The 22,880-nt window shown below is 59.8% G+C and carries 22 protein-coding genes; 12 read left to right on the top strand and 10 right to left on the bottom strand.

Features of this window, described 5'->3' with window-relative positions; genetic code table 11:
* Positions 1-29 precede the first annotated feature (29 nt).
* Positions 30-1,115, top strand: a complete 1,086-nt coding sequence (locus JNB91_RS05115; RefSeq protein WP_220324446.1) for an MBL fold metallo-hydrolase — start codon at positions 30-32, stop codon at positions 1,113-1,115.
* A gap of 55 nt (positions 1,116-1,170) precedes the next feature.
* The gene (locus JNB91_RS05110) at positions 1,171-1,758 is read left to right on the top strand and encodes a biliverdin-producing heme oxygenase (RefSeq protein ID WP_220324445.1); all 588 of its coding nucleotides are present in this window, start codon (positions 1,171-1,173) and stop codon (positions 1,756-1,758) included.
* A gap of 15 nt (positions 1,759-1,773) precedes the next feature.
* Here JNB91_RS05110 and JNB91_RS05105 read toward each other — a convergent pair whose 3' ends face one another.
* The gene (locus JNB91_RS05105) at positions 1,774-2,448 is read right to left on the bottom strand and encodes a spermidine synthase (protein WP_220324444.1); all 675 of its coding nucleotides are present in this window, start codon (positions 2,446-2,448) and stop codon (positions 1,774-1,776) included.
* Between the two features lie 160 nt (positions 2,449-2,608).
* Here JNB91_RS05105 and dapF point away from each other — a divergent pair, with 160 nt between their 5' ends.
* The 6 genes from dapF to JNB91_RS05075 all read left to right on the top strand — a co-directional run bounded on the left by dapF (position 2,609) and on the right by JNB91_RS05075 (position 8,968).
* Complete coding sequence (gene dapF / locus JNB91_RS05100; protein ID WP_220324443.1) at positions 2,609-3,511, top strand: diaminopimelate epimerase; 903 nt, start codon at positions 2,609-2,611, stop codon at positions 3,509-3,511.
* A complete protein-coding gene (gene mtaB, locus JNB91_RS05095; RefSeq protein WP_220324442.1) occupies positions 3,508-4,788 on the top strand; it encodes a tRNA (N(6)-L-threonylcarbamoyladenosine(37)-C(2))-methylthiotransferase MtaB in 1,281 nt (426 codons plus the stop codon). The genes dapF and mtaB overlap by 4 nt, the downstream gene beginning before the upstream one ends.
* Before the next feature lie 19 nt (positions 4,789-4,807).
* Positions 4,808-6,382, top strand: coding sequence for a signal recognition particle-docking protein FtsY (ftsY, locus tag JNB91_RS05090; protein ID WP_220324441.1), 1,575 nt, complete (start codon positions 4,808-4,810; stop codon positions 6,380-6,382).
* A 54-nt stretch (positions 6,383-6,436) separates the two neighbouring features.
* Positions 6,437-7,090, top strand: coding sequence for a septation protein A (locus JNB91_RS05085; RefSeq protein WP_220324440.1), 654 nt, complete (start codon positions 6,437-6,439; stop codon positions 7,088-7,090).
* Between the two features lie 41 nt (positions 7,091-7,131).
* Entirely contained in the window at positions 7,132-7,674 is a 543-nt protein-coding gene (locus tag JNB91_RS05080) for a DUF2585 domain-containing protein (RefSeq protein ID WP_262927992.1), read from the top strand.
* A gap of 112 nt (positions 7,675-7,786) precedes the next feature.
* Positions 7,787-8,968, top strand: coding sequence for a GGDEF domain-containing protein (locus tag JNB91_RS05075; RefSeq protein ID WP_220324439.1), 1,182 nt, complete (start codon positions 7,787-7,789; stop codon positions 8,966-8,968).
* Positions 8,969-8,971: 3 nt separating this feature from the next.
* Here the strand turns inward: JNB91_RS05075 and JNB91_RS05070 are convergent, their stop codons facing one another.
* From JNB91_RS05070 to ccmA, 5 genes are all read right to left on the bottom strand, one after another.
* Positions 8,972-9,583: a DsbE family thiol:disulfide interchange protein gene (locus tag JNB91_RS05070; RefSeq protein ID WP_220324438.1), complete on the bottom strand. Its 612-nt coding sequence runs from the start codon at positions 9,581-9,583 to the stop codon at positions 8,972-8,974.
* Positions 9,580-9,759, bottom strand: coding sequence for a heme exporter protein CcmD (ccmD, locus tag JNB91_RS05065; protein ID WP_220324437.1), 180 nt, complete (start codon positions 9,757-9,759; stop codon positions 9,580-9,582). Before ccmD ends, JNB91_RS05070 begins: the two co-directional genes overlap by 4 nt.
* 1 nt (position 9,760) lies before the next feature.
* A complete protein-coding gene (locus tag JNB91_RS05060) occupies positions 9,761-10,543 on the bottom strand; it encodes a heme ABC transporter permease (RefSeq protein WP_220324436.1) in 783 nt (260 codons plus the stop codon).
* Between the two features lie 43 nt (positions 10,544-10,586).
* A complete protein-coding gene (gene ccmB, locus JNB91_RS05055) occupies positions 10,587-11,246 on the bottom strand; it encodes a heme exporter protein CcmB (RefSeq protein WP_220324435.1) in 660 nt (219 codons plus the stop codon).
* Between the two features lie 262 nt (positions 11,247-11,508).
* Entirely contained in the window at positions 11,509-12,150 is a 642-nt protein-coding gene (ccmA, locus tag JNB91_RS05050; RefSeq protein ID WP_220324585.1) for a heme ABC exporter ATP-binding protein CcmA, read from the bottom strand.
* A 272-nt stretch (positions 12,151-12,422) separates the two neighbouring features.
* On the opposite strand from ccmA, the gene acnA reads away from it, so the two are divergent.
* From acnA to JNB91_RS05030, 4 genes are all read left to right on the top strand, one after another.
* Positions 12,423-15,116: an aconitate hydratase AcnA gene (gene acnA / locus JNB91_RS05045; protein WP_220324434.1), complete on the top strand. Its 2,694-nt coding sequence runs from the start codon at positions 12,423-12,425 to the stop codon at positions 15,114-15,116.
* A gap of 194 nt (positions 15,117-15,310) precedes the next feature.
* Entirely contained in the window at positions 15,311-16,048 is a 738-nt protein-coding gene (locus tag JNB91_RS05040; protein ID WP_220324433.1) for a TSUP family transporter, read from the top strand.
* Positions 16,049-16,234: 186 nt separating this feature from the next.
* Positions 16,235-16,984: a DUF1223 domain-containing protein gene (locus JNB91_RS05035; protein WP_220324432.1), complete on the top strand. Its 750-nt coding sequence runs from the start codon at positions 16,235-16,237 to the stop codon at positions 16,982-16,984.
* Between the two features lie 372 nt (positions 16,985-17,356).
* Positions 17,357-17,746: a DUF2794 domain-containing protein gene (locus JNB91_RS05030; protein ID WP_220324431.1), complete on the top strand. Its 390-nt coding sequence runs from the start codon at positions 17,357-17,359 to the stop codon at positions 17,744-17,746.
* Positions 17,747-17,934: 188 nt separating this feature from the next.
* Here the strand turns inward: JNB91_RS05030 and JNB91_RS05025 are convergent, their stop codons facing one another.
* The 4 genes from JNB91_RS05025 to JNB91_RS05010 all read right to left on the bottom strand — a co-directional run bounded on the left by JNB91_RS05025 (position 17,935) and on the right by JNB91_RS05010 (position 22,846).
* Complete coding sequence (locus tag JNB91_RS05025; RefSeq protein ID WP_220324430.1) at positions 17,935-18,483, bottom strand: GNAT family N-acetyltransferase; 549 nt, start codon at positions 18,481-18,483, stop codon at positions 17,935-17,937.
* A gap of 124 nt (positions 18,484-18,607) precedes the next feature.
* Positions 18,608-19,345, bottom strand: a complete 738-nt coding sequence (locus JNB91_RS05020) for a Bax inhibitor-1/YccA family protein (RefSeq protein WP_220324429.1) — start codon at positions 19,343-19,345, stop codon at positions 18,608-18,610.
* Positions 19,346-19,574: 229 nt separating this feature from the next.
* Positions 19,575-22,118, bottom strand: a complete 2,544-nt coding sequence (locus JNB91_RS05015; RefSeq protein ID WP_220324428.1) for an ABC transporter permease — start codon at positions 22,116-22,118, stop codon at positions 19,575-19,577.
* Positions 22,115-22,846 carry an ABC transporter ATP-binding protein gene (locus JNB91_RS05010; protein WP_430736242.1) on the bottom strand — a complete coding sequence of 244 codons (732 nt, stop codon included), beginning with the start codon at positions 22,844-22,846 and terminating at the stop codon, positions 22,115-22,117. The genes JNB91_RS05015 and JNB91_RS05010 overlap by 4 nt, the downstream gene beginning before the upstream one ends.
* Positions 22,847-22,880: the final 34 nt, after the last annotated feature.

Raw genomic sequence — 22,880 nt, 5'->3', positions numbered from 1 at the left:
AGCCGAAAACGGGACTTACATAGGTTGACATGAACCGACGCACATTCTTCAGATGGACCGGCCTTGCAGCCATAGCGGCGCTTGCCGGCGGGGTGACTGCAAGGAGCGCCATGGCTGGCAACAAGTATTATTCCGGCCCCGTTTCCGACCATTTCGATGGCAAGACATTCTTTAATCCGGGCGGCGAGGAGCCGCGCGGCGGGCTGGATCTCCTGCGCTGGAAGTTCGGTAACGGCAATATTCCCTGGCCGGAAACATTCGTCAGCCCGTTCCCGCAGGCGGTGCCGGAGACGCGTGTCAATGGCGACCGGGTCGTGGTGACGATGATCGGTCATGCCTCGATGCTGATCCAGGTCGCCGGGCTGAATATCCTCACCGATCCGGTCTGGTCGGAAAGGACCAGCCCCTTCAGCTTCGCCGGCCCGAAGCGGGTCAATCCGCCGGGCGTCCGTATCGGTGATCTGCCGCCGATCGATATCGTGCTGGTTACGCACAATCACTACGACCATCTGGATCTCGAGACGCTCTGGGTTCTTCAAAGCCGTGATAAGCCGCATTTCATTACACCGCTCGGCAATGATGCGATCATCCGTTCGCGCGTGCCGGATGCGAAGATCACCGTAATGGACTGGGGCGGGAGCGAGGTGGTCGGTCCCGACGTGGTTTTCCATTGCGAGCCATGCCACCATTGGTCGGCGCGGGGATTGGGCGATCGTCGCGAGGCGCTCTGGGCCGCGTTCGTGTTCGAGACGCCGGCCGGAAAGATCTATCATATCGGCGATACCGGGTTTCATGAGGGGCGCAACTATCGGGCCGTCGGCGAAAAGCACGGGCCGTTCCGGCTCGCCAACTTGCCTTTCGGCGCTTATGAGCCGCGCTGGTTCATGAAATCCCAGCACCAGAACCCGGAAGAGGCGGTCGAAGGCATGCAGCTTTGCGGTGCTTCCTTTGTTGCCGGGCATCACTGGGGCACGGTGAAGCTCACCGACGAAGGTATCGAGCAGCCGGTCGAGGCGCTGCATTCGGCGCTTGATGCGCGGAAGATCGATCGCGAGCGTTTTCGGCCGATGCGGCCGGGCGAAGTTTTCGAGGTCCCGGCTTCACGTCCTGCTTGACTTGTTGCACCTTGATTTGCTTGATGCGAAAAAACATGAGTGCATGGGGAAAGTAATGCAGATCGAGTTAGAGCGTCCGACCGAGTCCACCCGCATCCAGCGCCTAAAGGCGCTGACGACCGGGACCCATGACACGCTGGACAAGCGCATCATGCGCGCCGAGCCGTTCGCCAGCCGCGAGCGTTACACGCTGTTCCTCGAGGTGCAGCATCATTTCCATGCCGATGTCGCGCCGCTTTTTGCCGACGAGGATCTCAATCGTCGCTTGCCTGGCCTGGCTGAGCGCAATCGTTACGATGCCCTGCGTCAGGATATCGTCGATCTCGGTGGCGTTCCGGAAGAACTCGGCGCAACGACCGGTCCGCTGACGCCGGCTCAGGCGCTCGGCTGGATCTATGTCGCCGAAGGTTCCAATCTGGGGGCTGCCTTCCTGCGCAAGGAAGCGGCAAAGATCGGTCTGTCCGACGATTTTGGCGCACGGCACCTGGCAGGCCATCCCAATGGTCGTGGTCTGCATTGGCGCAATTTCGTTGCCGCCTATAACGATCTGCCGCTCTCCGAAGCGGAAGAGCTGGAAGCTGCCGAAGGTGCCAAGGCTGCCTTCCGTCGCGTGCATGCGCTGGTTGACGAAATTTTCGGATAATCGATTACTTCGCTACTATCCGCGTCGCGTCGCCACCCAGATGACATGCTTGGCGCCGCGCTTGCCGTTGGCGCGCGTATTGACGACCTCAGTGTCGTAGCCGCTATCCTTCAGGCGTTTGGTAAAACCGTAATCCGGGCCGGATGACCAGACGGAGAGTACGCCGCCGGGGCGCAAGGCTTCGCGGGCGGCACGCAGGCCGCGGCCATTATAAAGTGCGTCGTTACTGTCGCGTGTCAGGCCGTCCGGACCGTTGTCGACATCGAGCAGGATGGCGTCGAACCTGTTCTTGGATTCGCGGATCAGCTCGCCGACATCGCCCTGATGGATTTTCGTGCGCGGGTCGTCGAGGCAGCCCTTGAAGACCTCGGCCATCGGCCCGCGTGCCCATTTCACCACTGCCGGCACCAGTTCGGCAACGGTGACTGCGGCATCCGGCGGAAAGATCGCCAGTGCTGCGCGGAGCGTGAAACCCATGCCGAGGCCGCCGATCAGGATGGACGGCTTCGATCGGTCCTTGATCTTCTCCCAGGAAAGCGTGGCAAGCGCCTCTTCTGAACCGCTCAATCGGCTGTTCATCAACTCGTTCGAACCGAGCATGATGGAGAATTCCTGGCCGCGCTGCTTCAGGCGCAGTTCGCCACCATCGTCCGGTATCTTTGCGCTGTCCAGTTGAACCCAGGGTAACATCGTGAGGCCTCTTTTTTGCGGCTCCCCTAACACGCGTTGCGGCTTTGCGCCAATCCTTAGGCATGTGCACCGCCACTGGTAATTTGCGGCACTTTCGGCCATATACGCCGTAAAGAGTGGGCCATTGACGGTTTGGCGGCCCGAAGAGTGGAATATCATCATGGCAGGACAGGTCGAATTCGCGCGAATGAACGGGCTTGGCAACAAGATCCTGGTCGTCGACATGCGTGGTCGCACCGACAAGGTGACACCTGAGGCTGCAATCGCGCTCGCGGCCGATCCGGCCACTGAGTTCGACCAGATCATGGCGATCCACGATCCAAAGGCTCAGGGCACCGATGCCTGGATCGATATTTTGAACTGCGATGGGACCAAGGCGCAGGCCTGCGGCAACGGCACGCGCTGCGTCGTACAGGCGCTTGCCGCCGAGACCGGCCGCAAGACTTTTACCTTCCAGACGGTTGCCGGCATTTTGAATGCTGAGGAGCATGAGGACGGCACGATTTCCGTCGACATGGGCAAGCCGGTCTTCCAGTGGGACAGGATCCCACTTTCGGAAGAGTTCTTCGACACGAGCCGGATCGAGCTGCAGATCGGCCCGATCGATGCGCCGATCCTGCATTCGCCATCTGCGATGTCGATGGGCAATCCGCATGCGATTTTCTGGGTCGACGATGATCCGATGACCTTCGATCTGGAGCGTTTCGGGCCGATGCTGGAAAATCACCCGATGTTTCCGGAAAAGGCCAATATCACGCTGGCACAGGTCACGTCCGAAAGTAGCCTGCGCACCCGCACCTGGGAGCGCGGCGCGGGCCTGACGCTTGCCTGCGGCTCGGCGGCCTGCGCTGCCGGTGTTTCTGCCGCGCGCACCGGTCGCACCGGTCGGAAGGTGACGATCGATGTTGCCTCCGCACCCAGCCGTCAGCCGCTCGTCATCGAGTGGAAGGATAACGACCATGTGGTGATGACCGGTCCTGCCGAATGGGAATGGTCGGGCAAGGTCGATCCGGAAACCGGCGCGTTTTCGCGTGATGCAGAGCCGGAGGCTCAGGCAAATTGAGCGGCGTCGAGGTCATAACCTTCGGCTGTCGGCTCAACACCTATGAATCGGAAGTGATGCGGGCCGAGGCCGAAAAGGCCGGCTTGAACAATGCCGTGCTGGTCAATACCTGCGCCGTCACCGGCGAGGCGGTGCGGCAGGCGCGGCAGGCGATCCGCCGGGCGCGACGGGAAAACCCGCATGCGCGCATCATCGTCACCGGATGTGCGGCGCAGACCGAAAAGCAGGTGTTTGCCGACATGCCGGAAGTCGATGCCGTTTTGGGCAACGAGGAGAAGCTGAAAAGCACATCCTATCGCGGCCTGCCGGATTTCGGCGTTTCGGCGGAAGAAAAACTGCGCGTCAACGATATCATGAGCGTCAAGGCCACCGCGCCGCAGATGGTCAAGCATATCGACGGGCATGTGCGCGCCTTCATCCAGGTGCAGAATGGCTGCGACCACCGCTGTACCTTCTGCATCATCCCCTATGGCCGTGGTAATTCCCGCTCCGTGCCGATGGGCGCTGTGGTGGAGCAGGCGCGAAAGCTCGTGGACGGCGGCTATCGCGAGATCGTGCTGACCGGCGTCGATGCGACGAGCTATGGTGCGGATCTTCCCGGCAATCCGACGCTTGGTTCTCTCGCCAAGACGCTATTAAAGCAGGTCCCGGAAATCCTGCGGCTGCGGCTGTCTTCGATCGACAGTATCGAGGCCGACAATCATCTTTGGGACCTGATCGCGGAAGAACCGCGTTTCATGCCGCATCTGCATCTGTCGCTGCAGCATGGTGACGACATGATCCTGAAACGGATGAAGCGCCGTCATTCCCGCGCCGAGGCGCTGGCGTTCGTGGAGCAGGCGCGGCGCTTGCGGCCGGCGATTGCCTTCGGTGCGGATATGATCGCCGGTTTCCCGACCGAGACGGAAGAGATGTTCGAAGGCGCTGCGACCCTTGCCGAAGAGGCCGGTATCTCCTTCCTGCATGTGTTTCCCTACAGCCCACGCCCCGGCACGCCCGCCGCACGCATGCCGCAGGTCGATCGGGCGCTGGTGAAGGACCGCGCCGCGAGGCTTCGCGCTCGTGGCGAGGCGCTGCATAATGCGCATCTCGACCGCATGGTCGGAACCGAGCAGACCGTCATCGTCGAAATGAACGGCATGGCGCATACGGAAAACTTTTCGCTGGTTGCAGCGCCGGGGCTTATTCCCCGTGACATTCAGCGCGTTATGATTACTGGACATAACGGTAAACATCTCGACATGCGGGTTCTGGCTGCCCATGAGCAGGCGGCCTGAGCGAAACGGATTGTAAGTAATGGCAAGTTTCCTAAAACGCGTCTTCACCTTCGGCGACAAACCGGTTGAAAAGCCTGTCGAGAAGCCCGTCGAAGACCATTCGCCCGCAGCGGGCACCGTTGCCGTCGAAGAGTTGCCGGTCACGCCGGTCGATCCGGTTGCGCCGACCGAGGTCGAGACTGCCGGTGGTCCTTCGAGCGATGTCGCGAAGGATGATGATGCGGTTGCAGTTCTTGCCGGGCCTGAGGAGACATCGGATCTCGGTGTCGTGCCTTTGTCGCTGTTGGAAGCCGAGGCTGCGGCGGAGACCGGTAGTGACGTTTCCGCGAAAACACCCCCCTCTGCCCTGCCGGGCATCTCTCCTACAGGGGGGGAGATTACGGATGCGCCGTTGCCGGATGCATCTGGTGACAGTGCTGAAGGTGAGGACATTCCGGTCACGGGCGTCGAGCTTTCCGAAAATGAAGTGGTTTCTGAAAGCTCGACGGTAGATATGGAGCAGGCGGTAAGCCCCCAGCCGATCTCCCCCCCTGTGGGAGAGATGTCCGGCAGGACAGAGGGGGGCGATGCCACCGAAGCGACGGAAGCCGCACCGCATGTCCTCCCCAAGGGCTTCTCCACCTCCAAGGCCGAGCCCGAAGTGGTCGCCGTCGTGCCGCCGCTCAAGCTCACATGGTTCCAGCGCCTGCGTGCCGGGCTTGCCCGCACATCGTCGCAGCTGACCGGCCAGATCGCTGCTCTCTTTACCAAGCGCAAGCTGGATGACGAGACGCTGGAAGACCTTGAAGACCTGTTGATCCAGGCCGATCTCGGTGTCGAGACGGCGATGCGGATCACCGGCACTTTGTCGTCAGAGCGTTACGGTAAGGATGTGACCGGCGAGGATGTGTCGCGCATCATGTCGGCTGAAATCACCAAGGTTCTGGCGCCGGTGGCAAAACCGCTGCAGCTCGATCTCAATCACAAGCCGCATGTCATTCTCGTGGTTGGCGTCAACGGCACCGGCAAGACGACGACGATCGGCAAGCTGGCGGCAAAACTCTCGGGCTCGGGCCTGAAGGTGATGCTCGCAGCCGGCGATACGTTCCGTGCCGCGGCGATCGAGCAGCTGAAGATCTGGGCCGATCGCACCAATTCGGAATTTATCGGCACCAAGCTCGGCGCCGATGCGGCGGGTCTTGCCTATGACGCCTATGTGCAGGCGAAGGAAAAGAAGTCCGACGTCTTGATCATCGACACCGCCGGCCGGTTGCAGAACAAGGCCGAGCTGATGGCGGAGCTGGAAAAGATCGTCCGTGTCCTCAACAAGCTCGATCCGGATGCACCGCATACCGTGTTGCAGACGCTCGATGCGACGACCGGGCAGAATGCGATGAACCAGGTCGAGATTTTCCGCAATGTCGCCGGCGTCAGCGGTCTGATCATGACCAAGCTCGACGGCACCGCACGGGGCGGCATTCTCGTCGCGATCGCTGCCAAGCACAGGCTGCCGGTTTATTTCATCGGCGTCGGTGAGGGTGTCGACGATCTCGAACCGTTCGAGGCGAAGGATTTTGCCGAAGCGATTGCGGGGCTTACGCCTGCGCCGCATTGATGACACAGAAAAGCTATTTGGCTCCGCACAACCATAGAATCTAAGTTGGGTCCCATGCAGACGATCGAAAGCGATATTGAGCCGACCAAGGAAGAGAAGCAGAAGCCGGGTCTGAAAATGGCGCTGGAACTGGGGCCCTTGCTGGTCTTCTTCTTCGGTAACCTGCGCGGCGAATGGCTGGTCGGCAAGTTTCCAGCCTTGTCCGCCATCGGCGGGCCGCTGTTGATCGCGACCGCGCTGTTCATGGTCGCGACCGTGATCTCGCTTGTCATCTCCAAGATCGTCTTCAAGCATCTGCCTGTCATGCCCTTCGTTTCGGGCGTGGTCGTCATGGTGTTTGGCGGGTTGTCGATCTGGTTGCAGGATGAGACCTTCATCAAGATGAAGCCGACGATCGTCAACACGCTGTTCGGCGTGGTGCTGCTCGGCGGCCTCTTCTTCGGCAAATCGTTGCTCGGCTATGTCTTCAACGCCGCTTTCAATCTGGATGCGGAAGGCTGGCGGAAGCTGACGCTGCGCTGGGGCATATTCTTCCTGTTCCTCGCGTTGCTCAACGAATTCGTCTGGCGCAATTTCTCGGACGAAGCCTGGGTTAATTTCAAGGTTTGGGGCACGATGCCGATCACCATCCTGTTCACGCTCGCGCAGATGCCGCTGATCATGCGCCATACCGTGCAGGACGCCGTTGCCGCGGAAGGTGAGAAGTGACGACACTTTCGCCCGAAACCGGCGATTTCTCCCGCCGCTGGCTGATGGCGGCACTCGTCCTGTTTCTGCTGCAGATCACCATTCTCTATTTCATGGGCCGCGTGCCGATCTGCGAATGCGGTTATGTGAAACTGTTCGAGCCGGGCGTGAACTCGCCGGGCAACTCGCAGCATCTGGCGGACTGGTACACGCCGTCGCATATCATTCACGGCTTTCTGTTTTATGCGTTCGGCTGGTTGCTCCTGCGCCGCCGGTCGATGTCCGAACGCTTGACGTTTGCGGTTTTCATCGAAGCGGCATGGGAGATCGCGGAAAATTCGCCGCTCATCATCGATCGTTATCGCAATGCGACGATGGCGCTCGGTTATTCGGGTGACAGTATTCTGAATTCGGCGATGGACACGGTGTTCATGACGCTCGGTTTTTTGTTCGCGTCCCGCATGCCTGTCTGGTTGACCGTCACGGTCGCAATCGTCTTCGAGCTTTTCACCGGCTGGCTGATCCGCGACAATCTCACACTCAACGTCATCATGCTCATCTGGCCCATCGATGCGATCAGGGCATGGCAGGGCGCCATCGGTTGAACCTGTGCAGAGGTGGCTTTTGGCGACTGTCTATCGTTGAAATGTTAACGTTCTGGGCCTAGGGCTTGTTCATTACCGACAGGATGCATGAAGGCTTTCTGCACAGGGTCAAATGGAACAGACCGATAATTTCGCCTATCTCCTACCTTTTATTTTTCTGGTTTTCGGCAGTATTTTCCTGATCGCCGACCGATGGTCCGACGGCTCGGCGCGGTACTGGGGGCTGGGTTATATCTCGGCGGCGCTCGGCTTTGCTTTTCCGATCCTTGCCTATGCTCTGCCTTTGCCTGCGCAGGCCGTTCTTTCGAACGTGTTTTTCTACGCCGCCTTTTTTCTTTATGGCCACGCCATGCTTGTCAGGTTCCGGCGCCCGACATTGCTGCTGCCACGGCTGCTTTTCACCCTGGCAGCCTTCGCGGTCGTCTGCTGGTTTATTCTTGTACAAGAGGATCTGAGATCGCAGCTCGCAATCGGCGATTCATCGCTGGCAGTGCTGCTTGGCATCGCAATCGCTTCCGTGTGGCGATTTGCAAAGTCGGCGATCGACCGAATGCTCGTGATCATCGCGTCAATGGTGGTTCTGGAGACCGCCATTCGAGTGACCGCCCTCCTGCTTTCCACGTCTGCGGGCAGCTTTGAAGAGCTCGACCAGTTCCTGTCGTCCGAATATGCCTTCCTGATGCAGATGGCTGCTAGCATTGTCGGCTTTATCATGGCGCTGACGGTGCTTGGTTCTGTCGTTTCAGATGTCATCACGGGCCATCGTGATGCAGCGGAACGCGATCCGCTTACCGGGCTGCTCAACCGACGCGGTTTCGAGCAGGCGCTTCCGACAGCAAAAAGCGGCGATTTTCCCGCCGGTGCCGTGATCATCGGAGATATCGACCATTTCAAGCAGGTCAACGACCGCTTTGGCCATGCCGCAGGCGATCACGTCATTATCGGCTTTGCGCAGATATTGAGGGCGAACCTCAAAAGCGTTGCCATTGCGCGCTTCGGCGGCGAGGAATTTGTCGCATTCCTGCCGGGAGCAAGCCTTGCCGAGGCCGTGCAGAGGGCGGAGCAGGCGCGGCTTGGCTTCGAGGCCATGAGCTGGCATGCGCATGGGGTTGATGGGTTGATCACCGCAAGTTTTGGCGTTTCCATGACCGCACCCGGCGATCACTTCGTGCGTGATGCAATCGTTCGTGCAGATGCCTGCCTCTACAGCGCCAAGAATTCCGGCCGAAACAGGGTGGTTTCCGAGGGGCAACGGCCAACGGAAGGGCCGCCGCCGCTCAGGATCGTATCGTAAGTCTCAGCTCTTAGCGGCCGCCGATGCTTTTTCGATGGCGGGCAGAAGATCCTGCGTCAGGCTGCGCTCATCGAACGGGCCGACCTTCTTGTAAAGGATCGTGCCGTCCGGGCCGACCAGATAGCTTTCCGGAATTCCATAGACGCCCCAGTCGATCGCCGCCTTGCCATTCGGATCTACGCCGATCGCGTTGAAAGGATTGCCGAGTTCGCCGAGGAAACGCAGCGCGTTGTCGTTGCGGTCCTTGTAGTTGATGCCGACGATGTTGAGCCGGTTGTCCTTGGCGAGTTCCGAAAGGATCGGATGTTCCTGCCGGCAGGGTACGCACCATGAGGCGAAGACGTTGACCAGCGTCAGCTTTCCCTTGAGAGCCTCGTCCGTCAGTGCTGCGGTATTGGAGCCTTCCAATGGGGGCAGGTTGAGCGAGGGAGCCTTTTTGCCGATCAGTGCCGAGGGGATAGCGGAAACGTCCAGCCCGTTGACGTCCTGGTCGTAGAGCATCTTGCCGGCGACAGCGGCAAAACCTGCGAAAACCATGAGCGGGATCAGCGCCAGCGCATAACGGGCGCGGTTTCGCTGTGGCTTGAGACCAGTCTCTTCCGTGTCCAATGTCATGACGCGGCTCCGTCCGTCGGGGCCGGTCGGGCGGAGCGGCGACGGATGCCGGAGGCTTCGAGTTCTGCGAGTTCCTTTTGGCGGGCGCGGCCATCGAGCCAGACCCAGAAGATCAGACAGAGCGTGACAAGGGCGGCGACGGCATAGGATGCGGAGATGTAGAATGTGTGGCTCATTTTACGCCTCCTTTGCCGATGTCTTCACGGGCGCATGGCCGGCCATGCGGGCGGCCATGCGACGCTGAGCGGAGACACGGCGACGCCAGATTTCGTTGCGCATTGCCGCGATATGCAGCGTGAAGAACAGCAGCGTGAAGGCGACGGCCATGATCAAAAGCGGCCAGAGGAATTCCTTGTCGATGGTCGGGCCATCCAAGCGGATGACGCTGGCCGGCTGGTGCAGCGTGTTCCACCAGTCGACGGAAAACTTGATGATCGGGATGTTGACGAAACCGACGAGGATCAGCACGGCGGAAACGCGAGCGGCCTTGCCCGGATCATCCATCGCACGGTTGAGTGCGATGAGGCCGAGATACATGAGGAACAGGACGAAGACGGAGGTGAGGCGGGCATCCCAGACCCACCATGTGCCCCACATCGGCTTGCCCCAGAGCGAGCCGGTGGCGAGCGCGATCAGGGTGAAAGCGGCTCCGAGCGGGGCTGCGGTCTTGTGCGAAACATCCGCCAGCGGATGGCGCCAGACCAGCGTGCCGATCGCCGACATGGCCATGACCGAATAGCACATCATCGACAGCCAGGCGGCCGGCACATGCACATACATGATACGCACCGTCATGCCCTGCTGGTAATCGCCTTCGCTGGAAAAGGTCAGATAAAGGCCGATCGCGAAGAGGATCGCGGTGATGCCCGCCATCCATGGCAGGATGCGCGCCGCCAGGCCCAGAAACCGCGTCGGGTTGGCCAGATCGGAGATTTTCGTGATGGCGAGGCTTTCAGGCATGGGACTTTCTAACCGGATAGTGCGGGATCAAGAATGATTCTAATCAATCAGCCGTGTTTCGCAAAGCAAGTGCGGCACCGATAGGACCGATCACTGCAAAAAACATCGTGATGGCCACCAATATCAGAAAAGGCGGCATGAAGGGGGCGGGATCTTCAACGGCGGCATAGGATGCGCTGACCCCGAAGATCAGGACTGGGATCGCCAGCGGCAGAACGAGGATCGAAACCAGCAGGCCGCCGCGGGGAAGGGCGACGGCAACGGCCGCACCCACTGCGCCGATAAAGGTGAGCGCCGGAGTGCCGACCAGAAGGGTCAGCATGGTCGCGCCGATCGCAACTTCGCTCATGTTCATGAACAGGCCGAGTAGCGGCGAGGCGATGACCAGCGGCAGGCCGTTGCCGAGCCAGTGGGCGAGGCATTTGATGAGCACGGTCAGCGCCAGCGGGTGTTCCTGCATCAGGATCAGATCGAGCGAGCCATCCTCGCGATCGGTCTGGAACATGCGGTCGAGGCCGAGGAGCGCGGAAAGAAGTGCGCCGATCCAGACGATTGCGGGGCCGATGCGGGAGAGGAGATTGAGATCGGGGCCAACGCCGAAGGGGATGACGGCGACGACTGTCATGAAGAAGAGGACGCCGATCAACGCGCCACCGCCGGCGCGGACCGAGAGTTTCAGGTCGCGGAGGAGGAGGGCGGTCATTGGGTGGACTTTCGAATGTGGCTGCCTGCGATGGGTGCCGGGCTGCTGCCCTGGTGCGCTGAGTTACCCCCCTCTGTCCTGCCGGACATCTCCCCCACAGGGGAGGAGATCACAAGAGGCCTGACCTTCGATCCTCCAAAAAGGATGTGCTTTGTGGGGCGGCGAATGTGGTCTGAGGAGCGTGCGCCCAGCTGATCTCCCCCCTTGTGGGGGAGATGCCCGGCAGGGCAGAGGGGGGCTGACTGGGCGAGACGATAATGGGTCACCACATCTCCTCCATCACCCCGGCAAACCCCGTCATCCGCAATTCCTGTGCATTCTCCAGTGCCAATGGCTGATGAGTGGCGGTAATGACGATACCGCCCATAACGAGATGCCGGTTCATCAACTGTATAAGGACCTCTTCCGCGCCGGTGTCGAGCGCTACCGTCGGCTCATCCAGAATCCAAATTCGGCGATCGGCAACCAGGAGTTTGGCGAAGGCGATACGACGTTGCTGTCCGGCCGACAGATATCCGAAAGGCAAATGCAGAAGATCCGGCAAGCCGACCTCCCAGGCAGCTTCGGCAACCGCCGCTATGCCTGGTTCGTCATTGCCGCAGAAAACCTTCCAGAAATTGAGGTTCTCTTGCACCGTCAAATCGGGTTTCATCGCATTGCGATGGCCGAGATAGTGGCAGGCTTCGGCAGCGCGCATACCTGCTTCGGAGCCTTCCTGCTCCCAGATCACCCGACCGCTTTCGGGGCGCAGCAGACCTGCCACGGTGCGCAGCAGCGTCGATTTTCCAGAGCCGTTTTTCCCCGTCAGGACAAGACTTTGGCCGCCTTCGAGAGAGAAGGAAATGTCCTTGAAAATCAGGTCTTCGCCGCGTCTGGCGCTCAAATTTTCGGCCGTCAGCCGCATCCCGGAAACCTTGTTTAAGTTCTCAGTCATCTAGCGCTAAAAAAATCTTTCGCACGCTGCGACAAAGTGTCTGGAAGGTTCTTAGAAACTATCTATATACATAGCAACCACGCCAGCGGTCGGCGTGAGTTCCATCTGTCGCCGGACCTGAAGACCATAAATCTTCTCGTGCGGACAGCGGAAATGGCCGCACCCGCATCCTATAGTGCATTTCTTATGCATAGGCGTCCGCACGCGCGTGTTGGCTCTTGATATCAGCGGGGTTATTTTCCGTGACCAAATCTATCGATAGCTTCCAATGTCGCTCCGTCCTTACCGTAGGCGGTAAGGACTACGTGTATTACAGCCTGCCCAAGGCCGAAGCGAACGGCCTGACAGGTGTTTCCAAACTGCCCTTCTCGATGAAGGTGCTGCTCGAAAACCTGCTGCGCTTCGAGGACGGCCAGTCCGTTACCAAGGAGCAAATCCTTTCCGTTGCCGAATGGCTGAACAACAAGGGCCTGACCGAGGCGGAGATCGCCTATCGCCCGGCGCGCGTTCTGATGCAGGACTTTACCGGCGTTCCGGCGGTGGTCGACCTTGCCGCCATGCGTGACGGTATCAAATCGCTCGGCGGCGATCCGGAAAAGATCAATCCGCTGGTTCCCGTCGATCTCGTCATCGACCACTCGGTGATCGTCGACGAGTTCGGTACGCCGACTGCCTTTGCCCGCAATGTGGAGCTGGAATACCAGCGCAACGGCGAGCGTTACCGCTTCCTCAAATGGGGACAGCAGGCATTCAAGAACTTTCGCGTGGTCCCGCCCGGTACGGGCATCTGCCACCAGGTGAATTTCGAATATCTCGGCCAGACCGTCTGGACCAACGAGGAAGACGGTGAAGTTACCGCCTATCCGGACACCTGCGTCGGTACCGACAGTCATACGACGATGATCAACGGTCTCGGCGTTCTCGGCTGGGGCGTGGGCGGTATCGAAGCGGAAGCCTCGATGCTCGGCCAGCCGGTCTCGATGCTTCTGCCGGAAGTGATCGGCTTCAAGCTGACCGGAAAGCTGAAAGAGGGCGTCACCGCGACCGACCTGGTGCTGACCGTCGTTCAGATGCTGCGCAAAAAGGGCGTGGTGTCGAAATTCGTCGAGTTCTTCGGCCCGGGCATGGACAATATGCCGGTCGCTGACCGCGCTACGATCGGCAATATGGGCCCGGAATACGGTGCGACCTGCGGCTTCTTCCCGGTCGATTCCGAAACCGTCAACTACCTCAACATGTCCGGGCGCACCAAGGAGCGTATCGCGCTTGTCGAAGCCTATTCGAAGGCTCAAGGGATGTGGCGCGACACCGATGGTTCCGAGCTTGTCTTTACCGATACGCTGGAACTCGATCTCGGTGACGTGGTGCCGTCGATGGCCGGCCCGAAGCGTCCGGAAGGCCGCATTCCGCTGGAAAACATCGCCTCCGGTTTCGCCGGCTCGATGGACACCGACTACAAGAAGCCGGGCCAGCTTGAAAACCGTTATGCGGTCGAAGGCACGGACTTCGATCTCGGCCATGGCGATGTGGCGATTGCGGCGATCACGTCCTGCACCAACACGTCGAACCCGTCCGTTCTGATCGCTGCCGGTCTTCTGGCTCGCAATGCCGTCGCCAAGGGTCTGAAGACTGCGCCTTGGGTGAAGACCTCGCTTGCACCGGGATCTCAGGTGGTCGGCGAATATCTCGCCAAGTCCGGCCTGCAGACGGATCTCGATGCACTCGGCTTCAACCTTGTCGGTTTCGGCTGCACCACCTGCATCGGCAATTCCGGCCCGTTGCCGCCGCCGATCTCCAAGACGATCAACGACAAGGGATTGATCGTTTCGGGTGTGCTTTCGGGCAACCGCAATTTCGAGGGCCGTATCTCGCCGGATGTGCAGGCCAATTATCTGGCGTCTCCGCCGCTGGTCGTGGCTTATGCGCTGGCCGGCACGGTGCAGAAGGACCTGACGACCGAACCGCTCGGCATCGGCAGCGATGGCCAGCCGGTTTTCCTCAAGGATGTCTGGCCGACTTCTTCGGAAGTGCAGGAATTCATCGCCAAATACGTCACCCGCGAACTGTTCGAGAGCAAATATGCGGACGTGTTCAAGGGCGATGAAAACTGGCAGGCGGTGCAGATCCCGGATGGCGAGACCTATGCCTGGGACGACAAATCGACCTATGTGCAGAACCCGCCCTATTTCGTCGGCATGGGCAAAAAGGGCTCGGGCCTGAAGGATATCAAGGGCGCTCGCGTGCTTGGTCTCTTCGGCGACAAGATCACAACCGACCACATTTCCCCGGCCGGTTCGATCAAGGCGTCCTCGCCGGCCGGTGCCTATCTCACCGAAAACGGCGTGGCGGTTGCCGACTTCAACCAGTACGGCACGCGTCGCGGCAATCACGAAGTGATGATGCGCGGCACGTTTGCCAATATCCGCATCCGCAACCACATGCTCGGCCCGAACGGCAAGGAAGGTGGCTACACCATCCACTATCCGTCGAAGGAGGAGATGTCGATCTATGACGCTGCGATGAAATACAAGGAAGAGGGCGTTCCGCTCGTCATCTTCGCCGGCGTCGAATATGGCAACGGTTCATCGCGCGACTGGGCTGCCAAGGGCACCAACCTGCTCGGCGTCAAGGCCGTCATCGCGCAGTCCTTCGAGCGTATCCATCGCTCGAACCTGGTCGGCATGGGCGTCGTTCCCTTCGTCTTCGAAGAGGGCACGACCTGGGCTTCGCTCAACCTCAAGGGCGACGAAACCGTCACCATCGAAGGGCTGGAAGGCGATATCAAGCCGCGTGAATGGAAGGTCGCAAAGATTACCTATGGCGACGGCACGGTGAAGGAGATCAACATCCTCTGCCGCATCGATACGCTCGATGAGGTCATCTACATGAACAATGGCGGCATCCTGCAGACGGTTCTGCGGGATCTAGCTGCCTGACAATCGTGGTCCCGGGCTCGCTTCGGCTGGTCCGGGACTGTCCCCTCACTTTCTCTCCCACAAGGGGAGAGATTACAAAATCAAGATCTTAGCCTAAGGCTAAGTCTTAGATTTTGTTGATGAGGGGAACCTGCATATTCTCGACCCGGCCACCTCTTTCTAGGGGTGGCCTCATATCTCAAGGTTCCCACCGCGTGTCTCTCATCATCTTCATCGGAATGGCCGTTACCGTCTTTCTGACGTCACTGCTTTCCGGCATTTTCGGCATGGCCGGCGGGTTGATCCTGCTTTGGGTTCTGCTCTTCCTCTATCCCGTCGGCACCGCGATCGCGATCCAGGGTGTCATCCAGATGGTCTCGAACGGGTCGCGTGCCTGGTTTTCGCGCGCCTATATCGACTGGAGAATCCTGTCGATCCTGTGCTCGGGTGTTGCCGTTTCCGCGCTCATCCTGTTCATCACCAGCTACACTCCAAGCCTGATCGTGGTTCTGATCGGCGTCGGGTTGATGCCTATCCTCGTCTGGCTGCCGGTGAACAAGCTGCAGCTCGATGCGTCGCGTCCCTCGCATGCGTTTCTCGCCGGCCTGTTATCCGGCGGCATGACGATCAGCGTCGGGGTCGCCGGGCCGACGGTCGATATCTTCTTCATCCGCACCCAGATGGACCGGCGCAAGGTGATCGCCACCAAGGCATCGATCCAGACGCTGTCGCATCTGGCCAAGATCGCCTTCTACTGGGATGCGGCCTCGCAATTGCCGACGGTGGATGCGATCGCGGTGTTGATCGCAGCACCGATTGCGATTCTCGGAGCACGGGCTGGAAACAGTATCCTGCAGAAGATGACGGATGCGAATTTCCGTGCCTGGACCCGCTGGGTCGTGACCGGCGTCGGGGCTGTCTATCTGGCTCAAGGCATATTGAAGCTCATATAACGCAGAGGCCGTGAGTGAGCCGGATATATCGCCGAAAGGCGATCACGGGTCACATTCTCTATCCTCACCCCATCGTGACTTTCTCTTGAAAATGTGGATGGTTACTTTCCGCCAGCCCAGAGATTTGCTCTTCCCTGCCAATGGCAACCAACTCGTGTGTTTGCCCCGTCAAAAGGTTCGTCATCCATGCCGTTTGCCTTGCGTGCCGTTATCGTCCTTGCGAGCCTGCTCGTCGGCAGTGTCGCATCGGCCGGAGAGGCGCGGTCGCCAAAGGGCGTCGTCGAACTTTTCACCTCGCAGGGCTGCGCTTCATGTCCGCCGGCTGACAACACGCTGCCGCAACTGATCGCGCAGGGCGATCTCGTGGTGCTTTCCTATCACGTCGATTACTGGAACTATCTGGGCTGGACCGACACGCTGTCTTCCAAGGAAAATACCGAGCGGCAATATGGTTATGCCAAGACGATGGGCCGCAGCGGGGTTTATACGCCGCAGGCGATCATCAATGGTCGAGATCATGTGAAGGGCACCGATCAGACGATCATCAACGGCAAGGTCGATAGCCTGCAGAAAGCCGGACAGGGGCTGACGGTTCCCGTCGCTGCCACCATGCATGGCGATGAAATCGAGATCGAGCTCGGCGAGGGCCAGGGGCAAGCGGATGTCGTGGTCGCCTATTTCACCAAGCATCAGCAGGTCGATGTGACCAAGGGTGAAAACAGCGGCAAGAACATGGACTATTGGCACGCCGTTTACGACGTGCAGACGGTCGGCATGTGGAACGGGCAGAAGATGACGCTGAAATTGCCCGGCAAGGCGATGGGCAAGACCAAGAAGGACGGGTGCGCCATCCTTCTTCAGACCTCCGGATCCGGTGGTGAACCTGCCTCTATCATCGGCGCCACGGTTCTGATGGCTGGCCGTAAAAAAGACTGATCGGATTTTTGCCCGGCCAGTCTGCCTTAATTCGCATGACGAATCACACCGTGTCCTCGGCTTGCGAGCTGAGGCGGCCAAAATTCTCGTCATGATTTGGAATATTTGTTGGATGGCCCGGCCCGGAAACATTGGGGGGCTGGGGGTAAGGGTCAATGCACCTGACCGGGCCAATGGCGCTAAACGCGCCAACCAACAGCCGCAACATGGATGCGGATTTTGGCGCTGTTTTGTCCGAATTTAGGCAGATGAAAAAATCTGTTCCGACACGGTACGCCCGGGGGACGCTCGCTGCGGCATTCGCCATGGCTTGCATTTTCGTGCATGTCGGGCACACTGTCATACCAAAGACATGTAACGTTTGGAGCTTTGATGGCCGATCAGTCTGATTTGCCAGCGGGCGCAAGGCCTAAAGAAACGGCCGTTGTCGTCAGTCTCAGCGAATACAAGCAGAGCCTTGACCCTGTTCCGGTGACATTTCACCGGCGCGAACTGGATGCCATCCTCTGGATTTACGGCCGCATGGTCGGTGAAGGGGAATGGAAGGACTATGCGATCGATCACCTAAAGGATCGTGCCGTCTTTTCGATCTTCAAACGATCCGGCGAAATGCCGCTCTTCCGTATCGAGAAAAACCCGAAGCTTGCCGGCAAGCAGGGAGCCTATTCGGTGATCAACACCAATGGCATGATTTTAAAGCGCGGCCATGAGTTGCAGCAGGTGCTGAAGGTTTTCGACAAGGCTTTGAAGCTGATCGATTGAGGGGCGCTGATGTAAAGCGAAAGGCCTCGCCAACCGCCCTCATTCCTGTGCTTGTCACAGGAATCCAGCGGCCTCGCGTCTGCGACGCAAAAGAGTCTTTTCAGCCCAAAGACTTGGGCTGACTGGATCCCTGTGACAAGCACAGGGATGAGGGAGGGCATACGGCAGGCCTTGCCGCTCAGTTGCGCTCACAATGTTCCGGGATAGGCCGAAAGATCCGGATCGGTCTCCTTGCCTTCGCCGAGCGCTATCTGCATCAGCACCGTATCCAGCCATTTTCCGTGTTTGAAGCCGGTGCCCTTCAGCGTTCCGGTCATCTCGAAGCCGAGGCTTTTGTGGACGGCGATTGAGGCAGGGCTGGCGCCGCCGATAACGGCGACCATCTGGCGGAATCCGAGCGTCTCGCAGCGGGTCAGTAATTCTTTCAGCAGGGCCTTTCCAACGCCTCTGCCGCGGGCTTCAGGGGCTAAGTAGATCGAATCCTCCACCAGCCAGCGATAGGCCGGGCGGGTGCGGAATGCCGAGGCATAGGCATAACCGAGAAGGCTGCCGTCGTCCGCTTCCGCGACGATATAGGGGTATCCCTTTTCCAGGATGCCGGCCTGACGGCTGGTCATCTCGGGCAGATCGGGCGGCGCAATTTCGTAACTTGCGGTGCCGTTCAACACGCTGTCACGATAGATCTCGGTGATTGCCGCAAGGTCGGCGGTCGTGGCGTCGCGAATGGAAAATGTCATGGCAGGAGCGAATGGGGCTTTGCTTTGGGGCTGGGGATCTAAGCGAGCCTAGAGCCGACCCGAAAATCAGGCAACAAAAAAGGCGGCTTGAAAGCCGCCTTCTTCGTAACGATCACTCTTCCGCTTATTCGTCGCGGTTGCCCATGAACTGCAGCAGGAAGGTGAAGAGGTTGATGAAGTCGAGGTACAGGGTCAGTGCGCCCATGATGGCCATGCGGCCGGTCGTGACGGAGTCGTGACCATCCCAGTACATTTCCTTGATCTTCTGCGTATCGTAGGCGGTGAGACCAGCGAAAATCAGCACGCCGATGGCGGAGATCGCGAAGCCCATTGCAGACGACTGCAGGAAGATGTTGACGATCGACGCAATGATCAGGCCGAACAGACCCATGATCAGGAACGAGCCGAGGCCGGACAGGTCCTTCTTCGTCGTGTATCCGTAGAGCGACAGGGCGCCGAACGAAGCGGCGGTGACGAAGAATGTCTGAACGATGCTTTCATTCGTGAAGACGAAGAAGATTGCAGAGAGAGACAAGCCCATAAGAGCTGCGTAGACCCAGAAGGTCATCTGCGCTGCGGATACGCTCATCGACTGGATGCGAAAGCTCAGGAAGAACACAAGTCCGATCGGAGCCAACATGATGACCCAACGGAGGGGAGATGTGTAGAGAAGTGCCTGAAACGCGGGGTTGGACGCGGCAAATGCATAAGTGCCGTATGCAGCAACACCGGTGATCGCAAGTCCGAGTGCCATCAGGTTATAGACCCGAAGCATGTAGGCGCGAAGGCCCTCGTCGATCATCTCACCGGACTGCGCACGGGACTGCGCCATTCGGTTCTGGTAGTTGTTGAAGTCAGCCATTGTTTCCTCTTTAAGCTCCGGAATTACTACGGTGTCGGGCCCCCTAATATCAGACCCAGGCGCCGCTGCGGAGCTCCAGCAAGCCTGACGTAGAATATGATGCCAGATCGCTTTGCATACAAGGGGTGCTTTCCGGGAAAAGACCAATAGAGGGCGTAATTTAGCAACCTGTGGGGTGTTCTGACGCGAAATTGATGAAATTAATGCCATATTTGCACTCTATGGTTGATTAAAGCTCGCGCAGGACTGGCGCGGCCTTCTGGCCGAGAATGCGCCAGGTGCCCAAAAGCCCGATGCCAACCGTCAGAACCAGTGAAATCAAGAGGGTAAGGGCTGCGACGTCGGGCAGGAAGGACGAGGGCATGCGCATGATGCGGGCAACCACGAACCAGGCGGATAGTCCACCGGCCAGAAGTGCGAAGATCGCGGTGGCCGCACCGAGGATCAGGTATTCGTAACCAAAGGCGCGCATCAGCATGCTACGGGTGCCGCCAAGTGTTTTCAGCACGACAGCATCATGGGTTCGCGCGCGGTTTCCGGCGGCAAGCGCACCGGCCAGAACCAGAATCGAGGCGATGAGCGCGACTGCTGCCGCAGCACGGATGGCGGTTGCGAGTTGGCCGACCAATTGATCGACGAGATCGATCGCATCCTTGACCCGAACGCTGGTGATCGTCGGGTAGGTGTTGGTTACGGTGCGCAGAATTTCGGCTTCCTTCGCTGCCGATGCCGACGGGTCCGTCAGGGTTGCCAGCCAGGCATGGGGTGCGCCACGGAAGGTGTTGGGCGAGAAGACCATGACGAAGTTGATCGACAGCGATTCCCACTCGACATTGCGGAAGCTGGCGATTTTCGCCGTGATGTTGCGGCCGAGAACATTGACGGTGACGGTATCGCCCAGCTTCAGGCCCAGTTCGCCGGCTTCTTCCGCGGAAAAGGAGACGAGCGGTTCGCCGTCATAATTTTCCGGCCACCATTCGCCGGCAGTGAGTGTCGAGCTTTCCGGCTTGTTTTTCGCATAGGTGATGCCACGGTCGCCGCGCAGAACCCATCGACCTTCCGGCGGTACGTTCATCTGGCTGACGTCCTGGCCATTGAACGCGAGAATGCGGCCGCGCAGCATAGGAACCTCGAAGATCTTGCCTTCCGGAGCCTGCTCTTTCAGCAATTGCCGGAAGCCGTCGACCTCAGCGCTCTGGACATCGACGAAGAAGAAATTCGGCGCGCGTTCGGTGATGCTGCCGGTCAGCTGATTGCGCATGTTGCCGTCGATCAGCGCCAGCGTCACCAGCAGTGCGAGGCCGAGGCCAAGCGAGAGTACGACGGATGGCGTCAGCGCGCCTGGGCGGTGGATGTTGCCGATCGCCAGGCGCAGGGCCGGCGAATTGACCCGTGGGCTTTTTCGGGCAAGTGCGGCAATGCCGGCCGCCACGACCCGCAGAAGCAGAAACGCGCCCGCAACGGCAATAAGGAAGACGGAGGCGATACGGCGGTCGTCGGCCCAGAAGATGGCGAGTGCCGCAAGGGCTGCGAGAGCCGCACCGGCTGCCAGAAGATAAGGCCATGACGGCAGGCGTCTTGCCTCGAAACCCTGTTCACGGAACAGCGCCGTTGCCGGCACTTCCCGCGCATGGCCGAGCGGCAGGATGGTGAAGGCGAAGGTGACGAGAAGGCCGAAGGCTGCGGCAATCGCAAGTGCGCTGCCATAGATGGTCGCCTGTTCGGGAACAGGCAGAACGCCTTCGAGATAACGGAAGGCGATAAAGGGCGAGATCGCGCCGATCACCAGGCCGATGACAATCCCGATAGCTGCCAGAAGCATGATCTGGAACAGATAGATCATCGTCACCACCGAGGCTGGAGCGCCAAGGCATTTGAACGTGGCGATCGTGGTGCGCTTCGCATCGAGAAAGGCGCGCACGGCATTGGCGATGCCGACACCGCCGACGATCAAAGCGGTCAGGCCGACCAGCGTGAGGAACTGCGAGAACCGGTCGATGTTTTCGGCAAGCGAGGGGGCGGCCCGGTCGCTGGTGCGCACCGACCAGCCGGCATCGGGGAAATCACGGTTTGCGCGGGTGACGATCGCTGCCCGCGTCAAAGGATTTTCGAGGCGGATTTTGTAGGAATGCTCGACAAGGCTGCCGATGGTGATCAGGCCGGATGCGGAAAGCGCATCTCGGCTTATCATCAGCCGCGGCGCAAATCCGAAGCCGTCGGAGAGAGCGTCCGGCTCGTCGGTGATCGTGCCTTTTATGACAATGCGGGTATTGCCGAGGAGAAGCTCATCGCCGACGGAAAGGCCCATGCGGTCCAAAAGTAAGGGTGCGGCGACGGCACCGAAGGCCGTGCCATCCTGTGCCAGAAGCTGATCGATCGGCCGCTGCGGTTCGGTCTGCATCTGGCCATAGAGCGGATAGGCGCCATCGACGCCCTTGACCTCGACCAGCGCCTGAGCGGAGCCGTCCTGTTTGCGCGCCATCGAGCGAAGGCCCGTCGAGACACTGACTTCGCCAAGGCCGTCGAGGAATGTCCGTTCCTTTTCGCTCGCCTCGCGATTGTTGAGCTCGAAGCGGATGTCGCCGGCAAGCAAGTCTTGTCCCTGATTGGCAATTGCGCCGGTAATCGCCGTCGAGACGGAATTGACGGTCGCGATTGCACCGGTGCCGAGCGCAATGCAGGCGAGGAAAATGTAAAAACCACCGAGGCCGCCACGCATTTCGCGCAGCGCCAGACGGAAGGCGATGGAGATGCGGGCCGCCGCCGCGCTCATGCAGGCACCGCCTGACCGACGGTGCGGGCGGCGCTATCCTCGACAATTTCGCCGGATCGGACGCGTATCTGGCGCGAGCAACGGGCGGCAAGGCTGTTGTCGTGGGTGACGAGAAGCAGCGTCATGCCGCGCTCGGCCTGTTTTGCGAACAACAGGTCGGCGATCTGTTTGCCGGTTTCAGTGTCGAGATTACCGGTCGGCTCGTCGGCAATCAGAAGCGCCGGCGAGGGGGCGAGGGCACGGGCTATCGCCACGCGCTGCTGTTCGCCACCGGAAAGCTGGCCCGGATAATGGCTGAGCCTTTCGCCCAACCCGACTGCCGTCAGTTCGCGCTTGGCGATGGCGAATGCGTCGGAAGCACCCGCCAGTTCCAGCGGTACGGCGACGTTTTCCAGTGCTGTCATGTTGGCGATCAGGTGGAAGGACTGGAAGACGATGCCGATATTGCGGCCGCGGAATTCGGCCAGAACATCTTCCGAAAAACTGTGCAGGGGCTGGCCCTTGATGAAGATCTCGCCGCTGTCGAGCCGCTCCAGACCGGCCAGAACCATCAGCAGGGTCGACTTGCCGGAACCGGAGGGGCCGATGATGCCGACCGCCTCGCCCGCATCGATCGTCAGGTCGATGCCTTTCAGCACATGGACGGAGGCTGCGGCGCTTCCAAGGGTCAGGTCGGCATTTTTGAGATCGATAACGGTTTCAGTCAAAGCGAATAACCCTATATCCATGGTGCGCCGGGCGTTTGTTGCAGCGCGGTCGTCG

The sequence above is a fragment of the Aliirhizobium wenxiniae genome, from assembly GCF_019511445.1.
GTDB classification, from domain to species: domain Bacteria; phylum Pseudomonadota; class Alphaproteobacteria; order Rhizobiales; family Rhizobiaceae; genus Neorhizobium; species Neorhizobium wenxiniae_A.
The sequence above is the reverse complement of the archived record's forward strand: the minus strand, read 5'-3'. Positions and strand labels throughout refer to the sequence as shown.